The sequence below is a fragment of the Wolbachia endosymbiont of Tuta absoluta genome (assembly GCF_059414725.1).
On record NZ_JBNRJY010000771.1, the window covers coordinates 1 to 440 of the forward strand.

The window sequence follows — 440 nt, forward strand, 5'->3', positions numbered from 1 at the left end:
ACGTTGAATGAAAACGAAATGCCGTTGCTTTTAATAAAGGTAGGATTGACGGTTTTAAAGAACCAAAGTACATAAGTACCCTCAAAGAGATGTGAATGTTTAGCAGCAAAAAATAAACAATTTGAACGTAAAAAGAAAGTAAATACATTTCTTTCAAAAGATTCAACTTCTATGAAATCCAAGCATAGTAAGGCTATACGCCACGTCACGTCCGTGTTGAACCTGCGACTACATAATGAGATCTGTTTGAAACCCGCCTAACATTATGTGATATTGATGATCTTTAGTGCTAACAAGATAAAAGAAAGGAGTATACCTTTGCCTACAATATCCCTGCTACTACTAAAATATGTTAAGCTCACTTTACGAGAATCAGAATGATAAGCAACACCTGCATTTATATAATTCATATTACTTGTTTCAGGACTACGTTTCTCACC

At 34.5% G+C, this 440-nt stretch carries 1 protein-coding gene; it reads right to left on the minus strand.

Features of this window, described 5'->3' with window-relative positions:
- The coding region (locus ACJ5GX_RS08005) for a hypothetical protein (protein WP_495292887.1) at positions 1-209 on the minus strand (209 nt) is incomplete at its 3' end.
- Positions 210-440: the final 231 nt, after the last annotated feature.